Here is a 301-nt window from a genome sequence, read left to right as displayed (position 1 = left end):
TACCTGCCCCCGCTCGATTTCCTTCCGGTCTACACCCCGTAATAACGCTCCTATGTTGTCCCCTGCTACCGCCTCGTCCAATACCTTCCGGAACATCTCCAGTCCCGTTACTACCGTCTTCCGCGGTGCATCCATCAATCCTACTATCTCCACTTCTTCTCCTACGGTTATCCGTCCCCGTTCTACCCGTCCGGTTGCTACCGTCCCCCGTCCGGTAATGGTAAATACGTCCTCTACCGGCATTAAGAACGGCTTATCTACATCCCGCTGCGGTGTCGGAATGTATTCGTCTACCTTGTTC

Annotated in this window: 1 protein-coding gene; it reads right to left on the bottom strand. The window is 54.5% G+C overall.

Annotated elements, in window-relative coordinates; genetic code table 11:
- Nucleotides 1-301 (bottom strand): EF-Tu/IF-2/RF-3 family GTPase (locus ciss_RS09705; protein ID WP_268874216.1); only part of this gene is annotated, 301 nt, incomplete at both ends.

Source organism: Carboxydothermus islandicus (genome assembly GCF_001950325.1).
Taxonomy (GTDB): domain Bacteria; phylum Bacillota; class Z-2901; order Carboxydothermales; family Carboxydothermaceae; genus Carboxydothermus; species Carboxydothermus islandicus.
This window is presented reverse-complemented; position numbering and strand designations above follow the sequence as displayed.